This window comes from Streptomyces sp. Isolate_45 (assembly GCF_024721315.2).
GTDB lineage: Bacteria > Actinomycetota > Actinomycetes > Streptomycetales > Streptomycetaceae > Streptomyces.
The window spans coordinates 40,171-54,057 of record NZ_JANFAK020000047.1 but is presented as its reverse complement, the minus strand read 5'-3'; the positions used below and the strand labels follow the sequence as shown (position 1 = coordinate 54,057).

Annotated in this window: 12 protein-coding genes; 5 read left to right on the top strand and 7 right to left on the bottom strand. The window is 73.9% G+C overall.

Annotation, left to right across the window (positions count from 1 at the left end; genetic code table 11):
* Together mycP and NOD94_RS17635 are read right to left on the bottom strand one after the other, a co-directional pair.
* A partial coding sequence (gene mycP / locus NOD94_RS17640; RefSeq protein WP_281206915.1) for a type VII secretion-associated serine protease mycosin occupies positions 1–987 on the bottom strand: 987 nt, incomplete at its 3' end.
* A complete protein-coding gene (locus NOD94_RS17635; RefSeq protein ID WP_281206909.1) occupies positions 987–1,802 on the bottom strand; it encodes a hypothetical protein in 816 nt (271 codons plus the stop codon). The genes NOD94_RS17635 and mycP, both read right to left, overlap by 1 nt.
* Before the next feature lie 168 nt (positions 1,803–1,970).
* On the opposite strand from NOD94_RS17635, the gene NOD94_RS17630 reads away from it, so the two are divergent.
* On the top strand, positions 1,971–3,164 hold the full coding sequence (locus NOD94_RS17630; protein WP_281206908.1) for an amino acid deaminase/aldolase: 1,194 nt from the start codon (positions 1,971–1,973) through the stop codon (positions 3,162–3,164).
* 19 nt (positions 3,165–3,183) lie between these two features.
* On the opposite strand, the gene NOD94_RS17625 is transcribed toward NOD94_RS17630, so the two are convergent.
* The 4 genes from NOD94_RS17625 to NOD94_RS17610 form a co-directional block, all read right to left on the bottom strand.
* Positions 3,184–4,485, bottom strand: coding sequence for a haloacid dehalogenase-like hydrolase (locus tag NOD94_RS17625; protein ID WP_281206907.1), 1,302 nt, complete (start codon positions 4,483–4,485; stop codon positions 3,184–3,186).
* A 147-nt stretch (positions 4,486–4,632) separates the two neighbouring features.
* Positions 4,633–5,427, bottom strand: a complete 795-nt coding sequence (locus NOD94_RS17620) for a 3-oxoacyl-ACP reductase (RefSeq protein ID WP_281206906.1) — start codon at positions 5,425–5,427, stop codon at positions 4,633–4,635.
* A gap of 5 nt (positions 5,428–5,432) precedes the next feature.
* Positions 5,433–6,812: an aldehyde dehydrogenase family protein gene (locus NOD94_RS17615; protein ID WP_281206904.1), complete on the bottom strand. Its 1,380-nt coding sequence runs from the start codon at positions 6,810–6,812 to the stop codon at positions 5,433–5,435.
* A 92-nt stretch (positions 6,813–6,904) separates the two neighbouring features.
* Positions 6,905–8,278 (bottom strand): glutamine synthetase family protein, encoded by a 1,374-nt coding sequence (locus NOD94_RS17610; protein ID WP_281206902.1) that lies wholly within the window; start codon positions 8,276–8,278, stop codon positions 6,905–6,907.
* 77 nt (positions 8,279–8,355) lie between these two features.
* On the opposite strand from NOD94_RS17610, the gene NOD94_RS17605 reads away from it, so the two are divergent.
* The 3 genes from NOD94_RS17605 (at position 8,356) to NOD94_RS17595 (ending at position 11,572) form a co-directional block, all read left to right on the top strand.
* A complete protein-coding gene (locus NOD94_RS17605) occupies positions 8,356–9,102 on the top strand; it encodes an FCD domain-containing protein (protein WP_281206901.1) in 747 nt (248 codons plus the stop codon).
* A gap of 162 nt (positions 9,103–9,264) precedes the next feature.
* Positions 9,265–10,767, top strand: coding sequence for an ethanolamine permease (gene eat / locus NOD94_RS17600; protein WP_281206900.1), 1,503 nt, complete (start codon positions 9,265–9,267; stop codon positions 10,765–10,767).
* Between the two features lie 82 nt (positions 10,768–10,849).
* Positions 10,850–11,572, top strand: a complete 723-nt coding sequence (locus NOD94_RS17595; protein ID WP_281206898.1) for a gamma-glutamyl-gamma-aminobutyrate hydrolase family protein — start codon at positions 10,850–10,852, stop codon at positions 11,570–11,572.
* 132 nt (positions 11,573–11,704) lie between these two features.
* Here NOD94_RS17595 and NOD94_RS17590 read toward each other — a convergent pair whose 3' ends face one another.
* Complete coding sequence (locus tag NOD94_RS17590) at positions 11,705–12,640, bottom strand: LysR family transcriptional regulator (protein ID WP_281206897.1); 936 nt, start codon at positions 12,638–12,640, stop codon at positions 11,705–11,707.
* Positions 12,641–12,860: 220 nt separating this feature from the next.
* Here NOD94_RS17590 and NOD94_RS17585 point away from each other — a divergent pair, with 220 nt between their 5' ends.
* Positions 12,861–13,880, top strand: coding sequence for a TDT family transporter (locus NOD94_RS17585; RefSeq protein WP_281206914.1), 1,020 nt, complete (start codon positions 12,861–12,863; stop codon positions 13,878–13,880).
* The last annotated feature ends 7 nt before the right edge of the window (positions 13,881–13,887 follow it).

Sequence of the window (13,887 nt, the reverse complement as noted above, 5' to 3'; positions counted from 1 at the left end):
GACGGTGCCGTGGCCGCGGGCGTCGTCGCGGCCGCCGGCCGGGCCGTCGGCGGCGGTGTCCTCCAGCAGCTTCTTGACCTGCGCCGGGGACAGGTCGGGGTGGGCGGCCTTGACGAGCGCCACGGCGCCGGAGACGAAGGCCGCGGCGGCGCTGGTGCCCCAGCCCTCGTAGTAGGAGCGGTCGGGGTCGGCGATGACCACGTCGACGCCGGGGGCGCTGACGGTGGCGTACCAGTGCCGGGTGGAGAAGGGTGCCTTGCGGCCCTGCCGGTCGACGGCGGCGACGGTGATCACCCCGGGGTAGGCGGCGGGGTAGGAGGTGTGGTCGCCGCGTTCGCCGCCGTTGCCCGCGGAGGCGACGACGACCACGCCCTTGCCGAGGGCGTACTGGACGGCCTCGTCCTCGGCGGCCTCGTGGTGGGCGGAGTCGCTGTCGTCGCCGAGCGACAGGTTGATCACGTCGGCCCCGTGGTCGGCGGCCCAGCGGATGCCTTCGGCGAGCGCGCCGGCCTTGACGTCGCGGGCCTCCTCGCGGCCGGGGTCGCCCTCCTCCAGGATCACCCGGACCGGGAGGATCTTCGCCTGGGGGGCCACGCCGAGCACGCCCTGCCCGCGGTGGGGGCCGTGGCCGCGGCCCGCGATGATGCTCGCCATAGCGGTGCCGTGCCGGGCCCAGGAACGGTCGCCGCGGCCGGCGCCCATGCCGACCAGGTCGGCGCCGTCGAGGACCTGTCCGGTGAGGTCGGGGTGGGTGGCGTCGACGCCGGTGTCGAGGACGGCGACGGTGACGCCGTCGCCCTGGGTGGTGCCCCAGGCCTCCTCGGCGCGCAGGGCCAGCAGGCCCCACTGGCGGTCGCGGATGGTGTCGGCGGCCGCCGGGTGCGCTGCGGTGAGGGAGAGCAGGGCGGCCAGGGCGAGGGCCCCGGCGGTGCGGGCGGGCAGCCGGACGGGCGCCCTGCGGGCGACTGCGGGGCGCGGTTCGGTCATCATCGGGCGTCCTCCGCCGTCGGTGCCGCCGAGGGGGCGGGTGGGGCGCCGAGGGCGGACAGCGTGCGTTCGAAGCGGGCGGCGAGGGCCTTGGCGTCGTGTCCGAGGCCCGCCTCGGTGACGATTCCGGAGGCGCTCGGGTGGGCCGCCTCCTCGGCGGGGACGGGCGCGTCCATGGCGCGGCCGTCGGCGAAGGCCGAGACGGTGTAGACGAGGGCCGGGACCCCGGCGACGACGGTCGTGCTCCAGGCGGCGCGGCGGGCGTCGGCGTACGCGTAGGCGGGCGGGGCGGGCAGCCGGCCGCGGAGCCCGTCCATGGTGACGGAGTCCGCGGGGGTGAACACCAGGCCGACGGTGACCAGTGAACTGCGGGTGGAGTCGGTGTAGGTGGCGCGGAGCACGCGCGTGCACCCGGCGGCGGCGAGCGCTGCCCGCCAGTCGGCGGCGAGGGCGGTCCCGCAGTCGGCGTCGGGCGCGAGGGCGGTCCGGGTCCAGCTGCGGTCGGCTCCGCCGGGGCCGGTGTCGGCGGCGTCCACCCGCGGCGGAAGCAGGCTGTCCACGGGGGCGGACCGCCAGAGCGAGGCGGCCTGCCGATAGGCGGCGTCCGGCGGCAAGGGCCGCCGCGCGTCGCGGTGTTCGCTCCAGGCGGTGGCGGCGGCGCCGGCGAGCAGGCCGATGCCGAGGAGGGCGCTCAGTACGGCGGCGCCGGTCCGACCGGCGCGGCGGGGCGGGCGGCCCTCGGATGCGGGCCGTTCGGTGGGCGCGGGCGGATCGGGTTCGCCGAGGAACGCGGTCCGTGGTGTCGACGTGGTCATCCGGCGGCTCCGCCCCCCGTTCCGTACGGCTGCCTGCCCGTACTCTACGGGGCGCGCGCGGCGACGGGACCGGGGCGAGTGCGGGCCCCCCGGGACCCGTGACCGGGGGCTCGGGTGCCCGGCTCCAGGGCCTACCCACTGGTAGGGGCATCTGGCAAGCTGCCGGGCATGACTTCCGACCGGGCCCGGTACGACCGGGCGACCGCGCACCTCGAAGCGCCGCTGGCCATCGTCGACCTCGGCGCGTTCGACGCCAACGCCGACGATCTCGTGCGCCGGGCCGGCGGGAAGCCGGTCCGGGTCGCCAGCAAGTCGGTGCGGTGTCGGGCACTGCTCGAACGGGTCCTGGCCCGACCCGGGTTCGCCGGGATCATGTCGTACACGCTCGCCGAGTCGCTGTGGTTGGCCCGGTCGGGGTTCGAGGACGTCCTGCTCGCCTACCCCTCCGCGGACCGGGCCGCCTTCGCCGAGCTCTCCGGGGACCCGAAGCTCGCCGCCGCGGTGACGGTCATGGTCGACGACCCGGCGCAGCTGGAGCTGATCGACCGGGCACGGGACGGCGGGACGCAGGAGATCCGGGTCTGCCTGGAGCTGGACACGGCGCTGCACCTGCTCGGCGGCCGGGTACGGATCGGGGCGCGGCGCTCACCGCTGCGGGAGCCGGAGCAACTGGCCGCTCTGGCGCGGGCGGTGGTGGCGCGGCCCGGGTTCCGGGTGGTGGGGCTGATGGGCTACGAGGGGCACGTCGCGGGCGTCGGGGACGCGCTCGTCGGGCGGCCGGTGCGCTCGCGGATGATCCGGCTGATGCAGGGCGCCGCCCGCAAGGAGCTGGCGGCCCGGCGGGCCGAGGCCGTACGGGCTGTCCGCGCGGAGGTGCCGGACCTGGAGTTCGTCAACGGCGGGGGCACCGGCAGCGTGGGGCAGACGGCCGCCGAGGAGGCGGTGACGGAGATCGCCGCCGGATCGGGGCTCTACGTACCGCGGCTCTTCGACAACTACACGTCGTTCCGCGGCCGGCCCGCGGCCCTGTTCGCGCAGCCGGTGGTGCGCAGGCCCGGGGTGGGCGTGGTGACGGTGCTCGGCGGGGGCTATCCGGCCTCGGGGGCGCCCGGTGCGGACCGGCTGCCCGTTCCGTACCTGCCGGAGGGGCTGCGCTACGACCCGCAGGAGGGGGCGGGCGAGGTGCAGACGCCGCTGTTGGGGAGTCCGGCGGACGATCTGTTGATCGGGGACCGGGTGTGGTTCCGCCACGCCAAGGCCGGTGAGCTGTGCGAGCGGTTCGACGCCCTGCACCTGGTCGAGGGCGACCGGGTGACGGCCACCGCCCCGACGTACCGGGGCGAGGGCCGCACCTTCCTGTAGCGCGCGGGGCGACGGCCGGTCAGGGCTGGAAGACCGTGTCCGGCTGGTCGGGGATGACGCTCGTGTCGCCCCGGAGGACGGGCCCGGGGGTCCCGTCGCGGTCGGTCCAGCCCGTCGTGGAGCAGGGGTAGGAGCTGCTCCTGCGGGGCTTCGGCTCGATGAACATCGGGGTGACGATCCACTTGCCGTCGCTGTTGTCGTAGGCCCGGCACATGATCTCGTTCTTGTTGCGGTTGACCACCAGGCGCAGGGCGGTCGCGTCGCGCAGGAAGGAGATGTCGGTGTCGGAGTCCCCGGCGGCGAAGACCTGGCGGCGGGCGGCGGGCTGGACCTGCTCGGCGGCCGCGCCGCGGATCCCGAGGACCTCCTGGTTGATCCAGCAGCGCTTGCCGTCGATGTAGGTGATCATCGTGTCGGCTCCGTCGCGTACGGAGCCGCAGCCCTGGAGGTGCGGGGTGAGCTCGCCGCCGCGGGTGGTGGTGTTGCGGACGCCGATGACGCGGTCGGCGGGTATGCCGACGCCCCGTGCCCAGACCTCGACGACGGGTTGCGGGGAGGCCGAGCTGATCCAGACGTCGAAGCCGGCCCGCCGGAGCGTGGCGATGAGGTCCTTCTGCTGGTCGTAGTAGCGGACCCAGCCGGTGGCCGTGCCGGTGCCGACCCGCTGCTCGGCGCCGACGGGCGCGGCGAGGTTCTCGGTGCGGGCGGCGGCGGCGAAGCCGCGTACCTGTCGGGCGGTCCAGCCCTGCATGAGTTGGGGCAGCCAGGCGTAGGCGGGTTCGGTGGTGCGGCGGTCCCAGCCGGCGAACGCGGCGACGCCGGCGCGGGTCGCGGCGGTGCCGTAGACGGCCTTGACCTCGTCGGCGCAGGCCGCACCGCGGGGGGTGCCGGTGGGCAGGGGGCTGCCGGGGCGGGCGAGGGGGCCGCAGGCGTCGGCGAGGGCTCGGGCGGCGGCCGGGGTGAGGTGGCGGCTGGTGGTGGACCAGTCGCCGCGGGCGGGTTGGCGGATCCTGCCGTTGCGCAGCAGCCAGAACATGGTGGCGTCGCCGACGTCGTTCTTGACGACGGTGTTGTCCCAGTCGAAGACGGCGACGGGCTTGGTGCGGCCGGGCCGGTGCGGGTCGCAGGAGCCGTGGTGGTCGATGAGTTCCTGGAGGCGGGCGCGGTTGTCGCCGTACCAACCGGCCGCGAGCTTCGGGGTGGAGCAGTGCGCGGCGGGGCGGGCCGCGTGGGCGGCGGGCCCGGCGGCGAGGAGGCCGCAGACGGCCGTGGCGGCGGCGAGGAGGGCTTGGAGGCGCCGGGTGGTGCCGGTTCTGGTCATTGGGTGGACGCTCCTGATACCGGTGGAGGGTGGCCCCGGCCACGTCCGGACGTCGTCGGGGCCGGGGAACACGACAGCCGGGCGTCGTGCGACGCCCGGCTGTCGGGATGGTGCGGTACGGGTGGACGCGCGGGGCGTCCGGCCCGGCTACAGGGGGGTGACGTACGCCCCGGAGATGCCTCCGTCGACGAGGAAGTCGGTGGCGTTGACGAAGGAGGAGTCGTCGCTGGCGAGGAAGGCCACGGCGGCGGCGATCTCGGTGGGTTCGGCGAACCGGCCGAGCGGGATGTGCACGAGGCGGCGGGCGGCGCGCTCGGGGTCCTTGGCGAACAGTTCCTGGAGGAGCGGGGTGTTGACCGGCCCCGGGCAGAGGGCGTTGACGCGGATGCCCTCGCGGGCGAACTGCACGCCGAGTTCGCGGGTCATGGCGAGGACGCCGCCCTTGGAGGCGGTGTAGGAGATCTGGGAGGTGGCGGCGCCCATGATGGCCACGAAGGACGCGGTGTTGATGATGGAGCCGCGGCCCTGGCGCCGCATGTAGGGCAGGGCGGCCTTGCAGCACAGGTAGACGGAGGTGAGGTTGACGTCCTGGACGCGGCGCCAGGCGTCGAGCTCGGTGGTGAGGATGGAGTCGTCGTCCGGGGGCGAGATGCCCGCGTTGTTGAAGGCGATGTCGACGGAGCCGTAGGTGTCGTGGGCCGTCTTGAAGAGGGCGTCGACCTGTTCCTTGTCGGTGACGTCCACCTGGACGAAGGTGCCGCCGACCTCCTCTGCGGCGGCCTTGCCGGCGACCGGGTCGATGTCGGCGCAGACGACGTTGGCGCCCTCGGAGGCGAGGCGGCGGGCGGTGGCCAGGCCGATGCCGCTGCCGGCCCCGGTGATGACGGCGGTCCGGCCGACCAGGCGGCGGCAGACGATCTCTTCGTTGGTCTGGCTGGTCATGTTTCTCAGGCCTCCGTGCTGATGAAGACGTTCTTGGTTTCGGTGAAAGCGGTGAGGGCGTCCGGGCCGAGCTCGCGGCCGAGTCCGGACTGTTTGTAGCCGCCGAAGGGGGTCCAGTAGCGGACGCTGCTGTGGGAGTTGACGGAGAGGTTGCCCGCGGCGACGGCGCGCGAGACGCGCAGGGCGCGGCCGACGTCTCGGGTCCACAGGGAGCCCGAAAGGCCGTAGTCGGTCGCGTTGGCCAGGCGGACGGCGTCCTCCTCGTCCTCGAAGGGCAGGACCACGGCAACCGGCCCGAAGACCTCTTCCACGGCGACGGGCGCGGTGGGAGCGGCGTCGGTGACGAGGGTGGGCGGGTACCAGAAGCCGGGGCCGTCGGGGGCGGTGCCGCGGACGGCGGTGAGGTCGTCGGTGACGTAGGAGCGGACGCGGTCGAGCTGGGCGCGGGAGATGAGCGGGCCCATCTGCGTCTTCTCGTCGAGGGGGTCGCCGACGACCACCGATTCGATGCCGGGGGTGACGAGCGAGAGGAACCGGTCGTACACGCGGCGTTGGACGAGGATCCGGGTGCGGGCGCAGCAGTCCTGGCCGGTGTTGTCGAGGAAGGCCATGGGGGCGGCGGCCGCGGCGGCTTCGAGGTCGGCGTCGGCGAACACGATGTTGGGGCTCTTGCCACCGAGTTCGAGGGTGACCCGCTTCACCCGGTCGGCGCACTTGGACATGATCCGCTTGCCGACGCCGGTGGAGCCGGTGAAGACGATCTTCGCGACGCCGGGGTGTTCGACGAGGGCGTCGCCTGCGACGGCCCCGTGGCCGGGGAGCACCTGGAAGAGGTGCTCGGGGATCCCGGCTTGGAGGGCGAGTTCGGCGAGGCGCAGGGCAGTGAGCGGGGTGGTCTCGGCGGGCTTGAGGATGACGGCGTTGCCCGCGGCCAGGGCGGGGGCCAGCCCCCAGGCGGCGATCGGCATGGGGAAGTTCCAGGGGGCGATCACGCCGATGACGCCGAGGGGTTCGAGGAAGGTGACGTCGATGCCGCCCGCGACCGGGATCTGTCGGCCGGAGAGGCGCTCGACTCCCCCGGCGGCGAAGTCGAGGAGGTCGCGTACGTTGCCCGCCTCCCAGCGGGCGTTGCCGATGGTGTGGCCGGCCTCGCGGACCTCCAGGAGGGCGAGTTCCTCGACGTGCGCGTCGACGACCGCGGCGAAGCGGCGCAGGAGCCTGGCCCGGTCCGCGGGTGCGGCGGCGGCCCAGCCGCGCTGGGCGGCGGCGGCTCGTGCGACGGCGGCGTCGACGTCGTCCCGTGTGGCGGCCGGGACGGTGGCGACGACTTCCTCGGTGGCCGGGTTCAGCACTGTCAACTGGACAGGGGCCAGCACTTCGGACACGTGGTGCCTCTCTGGTTCTTCGGAACGGTCGGTGCGGTCTGCGGGGTGCGGTGTGCGGGCGGTGTACGGGGTGTGGTGTCGCCCGCGGCCGGTTACAGGCGTTCGAAGGAGCGGCGCAGTTCCCAGTCGGTGACGGCGGAGTCGTAGGCGTCGAGTTCGACGCGGGCCATGTTCCGGTAGTGGGCCACGACTTCGGGGCCGAAGGCGGCCTTGGCGATCTCGCTGTTCTCCCAGAGTTCCGCGGCCTCCCGGAGGGTGGCGGGGACGTGCGCGTAGTCGGCGGTGTAGGCGTTGCCCGGACAGGACTCGGGGAGTTCCAGGCGGTTCTCGATGCCGTAGAGGCCGGCCGCGACCAGGCCGGCGACGGCGAGGTAGGGGTTGACGTCGCCGCCGGGGAGGCGGTTCTCGAAGCGCATGGAGCGGCCGTGGCCGACCACGCGCAGGGCGCAGGTCCGGTTGTCCACGCCCCAGGCGACCGCGGTCGGGGCGAAGGATCCCGGGCGGAAACGCTTGTACGAGTTGATGTTCGGGGCGTAGAGAAGGGAGAAGTCGCGCAGCGCGGCCAGTTGGCCGGCCAGGAAGTGCCGCATCACGGGTGACATCCCGCGTTCGGCGCCCTCCCCGTCACCGGCCATCGCGTTGTGCCCGTCGGCGTCGGCCAGGGAGAGGTGGATGTGGCAGGAGTTGCCCTCGCGCTCGTCGTACTTGGCCATGAAGGTGAGCGAGACGCCCTCCTGGGCGGCGATCTCCTTGGCTCCGGTCTTGTAGACGGCGTGCTGGTCGCAGGTGGTGAGCGCCTCGTCGTAGCGGAAGGCGATCTCGTGCTGGCCGAGGTTGCACTCGCCCTTGGCGGACTCGACGACGAGTCCGGCGGCCTGCATCTCGTTGCGGATGCGGCGCAGGAGGGGTTCGACGCGGCCGGTGCCGAGGACGGAGTAGTCGATGTTGTACTGGTTGACGGGGGTCAGAGCGCGGTAGTTGGCGTTCCAGGCCTGTTCGTAGGTGTCCTGGAAGACCATGAACTCCAGCTCGGTGCCGACCATCGCGGTGTAGCCCAGTTCGGCGAGGCGCTCCAGCTGATGGCGCAGGATCTGCCGGGGCGCGGCGACGACGGGTGTGCCGTCGCTCCAGGCCAGGTCGGCGAGGATGAAGGCACTGCCGGGGTTCCAGGGGATGCGGCGCAGGGTGGCGAGGTCGGGGTGCATGGCGAAGTCGCCGTAGCCCCGGTCCCAGGAGGACATCTCGTATCCGTCGACGGTGTTCATGTCGGTGTCGACGGCGAGGAGGTAGTTGCAGCCCTCGGTGCCGTGGGCGAGGACCTCGTCGAGGAAGAACTGTGCGGCGAACCGCTTGCCCTGGAGTCGTCCCTGCATGTCGGGGAAGGCCAGGACGACGGTGTCGATCTCACCGCTGGCGACGAGGGAGCGGAGCTCCTCGGGCGCGAGCGGCGGCTTGCGGTCTACCACTGGAATCTCTCCTTCGGTGAGCCGAGGAGGCCTAAGGTATTGAATAGAACCATTGCTTGGGAAGGGGAGGAGCCGAGATGACCGACACGGCGAGCGAGGGTGGCTCGATCGCGCGGCTGAATCCGGTGCTGCGGCAGGTCCGGGCGGGCAACGGTTTCGAGGAGGCGCTGGAGCAGATCCTCCAGGTCGTCCGACTGGGCCTGGTGCCGGGCGGCGAACGGCTACCGCCGGAGCGGGAACTGGCCGAGCGGATGGGGATCAGCCGGGTCACCCTGCGGGAGGTGCTGAAGGTGCTCCAGGACCAGGGCCTGGTCGAGGCGCGGCGCGGCCGGTACGGCGGAACCTTCGTCCTGGCCCGCCCCGACACCCCGGCGGGCGGCGCCGAGGAGGAGCTGCGCAGACGGGTCGCGGGGGTGGACATCGAGGACGTCCTGAGGTTCCGCGAGGTGCTGGAGGTCGGCGCGGCCGGACTGTGCGCCTCGCAGGGGCTGACCGAGGAGGGCTCCGAGCGGCTGCTGCGCGCCCTGGCCGCCACCCACGACGCCCCGCTGCCCGACTACCGCCGCCAGGACACCCTCTTCCACCTGACCCTGTGCGAACTGGCCGGCTCCGCCACGCTGACGGCCCAGTACGCGGCCGTCCGCGCGAGCGTGAACGACCTGCTGGACTGCATACCCCTGCTGGTGCGAAACCTGGAGCACTCGCAGCAGCAGCACTCGGCCCTGGTCGAGGCGGTCCTGGAGGGCGACGCGGACGGGGCGCGCGAGACGATGCGCGAGCACTGCTGCGGCACGGCGGCCCTGCTGCGCGGGTTCCTCGCGTGAGCGACGGACGGCTCGCGTGGGGGTCAGGGCCCGCGCGCACGCGCCGTGACCAGGAGTGACCGGGAGGTTTTCGTAACCCCTGTTTAACGCAGGGGTCTTGCGCGCTCCACTCCCCTGACGCAAAGGTACGCCTCACAACCATTGCCCTAGGCAGGAGCGCACATGGCCGACGACATCGCACCCGTGCCCGTCAAGACACCAGCCGGGTCCGGCTCCCCCGGCTCGGGCTCCCCCGGCGGCGGCTCCCCCGGCGGCGCGGACGCCGAGTACCTGCAACGCCGCACCCTGCGCCGGGGCAGCGCCGGCTGGCTGCTGCTGACCGGACTCGGCGTCGCCTACGTGGTCTCCGGGGACTTCTCCGGCTGGAACGTCGGTCTCGACAAGGGCGGCTTCGGCGGCCTCGCCATCGCCACCGTGCTGATGGGCGTCATGTACGCCTGCCTGGTGTTCTCCCTCGCGGAACTGTCCACGATCCTGCCGACGGCGGGCGGCGGCTACGGCTTCGCCCGGCGGGCCCTGGGCCCGTGGGGCGGCTTCCTGACCGGCACCGCCATCCTGATCGAATACATACTGGCCCCGGCGGCGATCGTCATCTTCATCGGCGACTACGTCGAGTCACTGGGCCTGTTCGGCCTGACCTCCAGTTGGCCGGTCTACCTCGGCTGCTTCGTCGTCTTCATCGGCGTCCACCTGTGGGGCGTGGGCGAGGCGCTGCGCTTCAGCCTCGTCGTCACCGCCATCGCCGTGGCCGCGTTGCTGATCTTCGCGATCGGCGCGCTCACCGAGTTCGACGCGTCCTCGCTCGACGACATCGCGGTCGACACGAGCGCGTTCGGCGCGAACTCCTGGCTGCCGTTCGGCGTCCTCGGCATCTGGGCGGCCTTCCCGTTCGGCATGTGGTTCTTCCTCGGCGTCGAGGGCGTGCCGCTGGCCGCCGAGGAGGCCAAGGACCCGGTCCGCTCGATGCCGAAGGCCCTCGCCATCTCCATGGGCATCCTCGCCCTGCTCGCCCTGATCACCTTCTTCGCCGCCACCGGCGCACAGGGCTCCGACGCCGTGCGGACCGCCGGCAACCCGCTGGTCGTGGCGCTGGAAGGGGACGGCGGACCGACCGCGCTGAGCCGGTTCGTGAACTACGCGGGGCTGGCGGGCCTGGTCGCCTCCTTCTTCTCCCTCATCTACGCCGGTTCCCGCCAGCTGTTCGCCCTCTCCCGGGCCGGGTACCTGCCGCGCTTCCTGTCGCTCACCTCGAAGCGCAAGGCTCCGTACCTCGGCCTGGTGATTCCCGGCGCGATCGGGTTCGCCCTCGCGGCGGCCACCGGCAACGGCGCCCGCATGCTGAACATCGCGGTGTTCGGCGCGACGATCTCGTACGCCCTGATGGCCCTCTCGCACATCGTGCTGCGCCGCCGGGAGCCGGGCCTGGAGCGCCCGTACCGGACCCCGGGCGGCGTGCTGACCTCGTCCGTCGCGTTCGTGCTGGCCCTGTCGGCCCTGGTCGCCACCTTCCTGGTGGACAAGGACGCGGCGTTCATCGCGCTCGCCGTCTACGCCGTCGCCCTCGCCTACTTCGCCTTCTACAGCCGCCACCGACTGGTCGCGTCGGCTCCGGAGGAGGAGTTCGCCGCGCTGGCGGAAGCCGAGGCGGAGTTGACCCGGGACTGAAATCCTGAGCCCCGTCGGCTCCCGAGCCCACCCGTCCCACCTCTGAGCCCCACCGTTCGGCACCACCACCGGAGGTAAGCCCGTGCCCAGGCCGCTCATCGGCATCACCACGTACGTGGAGGAGTCCACCCGCTACGGCGTGTGGGACCTGCCCACGTCCCTCGTCCCCGCCGACTACCACGCGCTCGTCCAGGCGGCGGGCGGCGCGGCCGTGCTGCTGCCGCCGGACGACCCGGGGCGGGCGGCGGAGGTCCTGGAGCGGGTGGACGGCCTGGTCGTCGCGGGCGGCCCCGACGTGGACCCCGTGCACTACGGTGCCCCGCGCGACCCCCGCACCGGCGCCCCGGCGACGGTCCGCGACGCGTGGGAACTGGCCCTGCTCGCGGCGGCCCTGGACTCCGGCACCCCGGTGCTGGGCATCTGCCGGGGCATGCAGGCGCTGAACGTCGTCCTGGGCGGAACCCTGGTCCAGCACATCGACGGCCACGCCCACACCCCGGGCGTCGCCGGATGGCACCCGGTCCGACCGGTCGCCGGCACCCGCTACGCGGCGCTGGTCCCGGAGGAGGCGGACGTACCCACCTACCACCACCAGGCGGTGGACCGGCTGGGCCGGGACCTGGTCGTCTCCGCGTACGCCCTGGACGGCACGGTGGAGGCGATCGAACTCCCCGACCCCGCCCCGTGGGTGGTCGGCGTGCAGTGGCATCCGGAGCGCGACAAGGACACCCGGGTGATGGCGGCCCTGATCGAAGCGGCCGCCGCCCGCTCCCCGTACGCCCTCACGGGGGCCACGACCCGGTAGCCGCGGGACGGGCGGGACTTCTGCGCGGCGCCCCGGTGCCGTGACGGCACCGGGGGTCGGGACCAGGGCGGTTGTGAAGGTCTCGCCCGGCCCGCGACGTCCGGTGCCGCGCCCTTCGGGCGCGGCACCGCTTCACGACACGCCCTGGGGTCGGGCCCGGGTCAGGGACAAGAGGTCCCGGGCCGGGCCCGCCGGGCGGTTGCCTGTGGGCCACACCGCGCGCAGGGCCCGGCCCAGGTCGGCGCCGGCGACGGGCACGGCCACCAGTCGGCGTCCGGCCAGCTCGTCCCCGAGCGCGAGCTCCGACAGCACGCACGGCCCGGCGCCGCTCACGGCCGCCGCCTTCACGGCCGTGGTCGACGCCAGCTCCAGCAGGGGCTCGGCCAGCCCCCCGCACCCCGCCAGCGCCGCGTCGAGCACCTGCCGGGTGCCCGAGCCCCGCTCCCGCAGGATCAGCGGGGTCTGCGCCAGCTCGGCCGCCGCCACCGCCCGGGTGCGCCGCGCCCAGGGGTGCGAGGGGGCCACCGCGACGACGAGCCGGTCCTGCGCGATGACCGCCGAGTCCAGCCCCTCCGCGACGAACAGTCCCTCCACGAAGCCGAGGTCCGCGTCGTGCGCGAGGACCCGCTGCGCGACGTCCGCCGAGTTCCCGGCGTGCAGCGACACCGCCGTCCCGGGCCGCTCCCCGCGCAGGGCGATCAGCCACCCCGGCAGCAGGTACTCCGCGATGGTCATGCTGGCCGCCACCCGCAGCCGCGAGTCCCGGCGGCCCCGTAGCGCCTGCGCCCCCGCGTCGAAGGCCTCGGCCGCCTCCACCACGCGTCGGGCCCAGTCCGTCACCAGCGCGCCCTCGGCCGTGAGGGTCGACCCGCGCGGGGACCGGTCGACGAGCGCCACGCCCAGCCGGGTCTCCATCGCCCGGATCCGGCTGCTCGCGGCGGGCTGGGTGATGCCCAGCCGCCGCGCCGCGCCGCTCAGGCTGCCGACGCGTGCCACCGCGAGCAGCAGTTCCAGCGCGCCCAGGTCCGGTACGCGGTGCGCCAGCGGAACCCACTCGTCGTTACCCATAACATCAGTTTATGGCCTCATAGGAACGCGGCCTCTGCCCGCCCCCGGCCACCGGGACGAGGCTGGACCCATGGCCACCACCCTCGCGCCGACCCGCGCCACCGGCACCACCGGCACCACCGGCAGCAGCCGCACCACCAGCACCCGCTCCGCGACCGCGCCCCGGACCCACAAGGCCCCGGCGCTGCGTCACCTCGGCCCCAACTGGTACGCCTCCGTCATGGGTACGGCCATCATCGCCAACGCCGGCGCGTCCCTCCCCTACCAGCTGCCCGGCCAGCGCACGGTCTGCCAACTCATGTGGGCGCTGTCCGCCGTCGCCCTGGTCGTCCTCCTCGCCGCCCGCGGCGGGCACTGGCTCCACCACCGCGACCAGGCCCGCGCCCACCTGCTCGATCCGGCCGTCGCACCCTTCTACGGCTGCCTGTCGATGGCCCTGCTGGCCGTCGGCGCGGGCACCATGACCGTCGGCAGGGACCTGATCGGGGAGCGCGCCGCGCTCGCCGCCGACATCGTGCTGTTCTCCACCGGGACCGTGATCGCCCTGGTCATGGCCGTGGTCGTGCCCTACCTGATGGTGGTCAGGCACGAGGTCCGCGCGTCCCAGGCCACTCCCGTCTGGCTGCTGCCCGTGGTCGCCCCGATGGTTTCCGCCGCCGTGGGCCCGCTGCTGATACCGCACCTGCCCGCGGGCCAGCCCCGCGAGGCGATGCTGCTCGCCTGCTACGCCATGTTCGGCGTCAGCCTGCTGGCGACCCTGATGCTGCTCCCCCTGATCCTCGGTCGGCTGATCGTCAGCGGCCCGCTGCCGCTGGCGCTGACCCCCGCCCTGTTCCTCGTCCTGGGTCCCCTCGGCCAGTCCGTCACCGCCGTCAACCAGCTCGCCGACGTGGCTCCGGGGGCCGTCCAGGGCCCGTACGCCGGAGCGTTCGGCGCCTTCGCGGTCGTCTACGGGGTCCCCGTCATGGGCTTCGCCCTGCTGTGGCTCGCCCTCGCGTCGGCGATGCTGGTCCGCGCCGCCCGCGCCGGGATGCCGTTCGCGATGACCTGGTGGGCGCTGACCTTCCCCATGGGCACCTGCGTCACCGGCGCCGCCGGCCTGGCCCGCCACACCGGCCTGACCGCCTTCTCCTGGCTGGCCGCGGCCCTCTTCGCCGGTCTGCTCGTCGCCTGGCTGCTCGCCGCCGGACACACCCTGCGCGGCCTGTTCGGCGGCCGGCTGCTCGCCGCACCGCGTTGACCCCCCG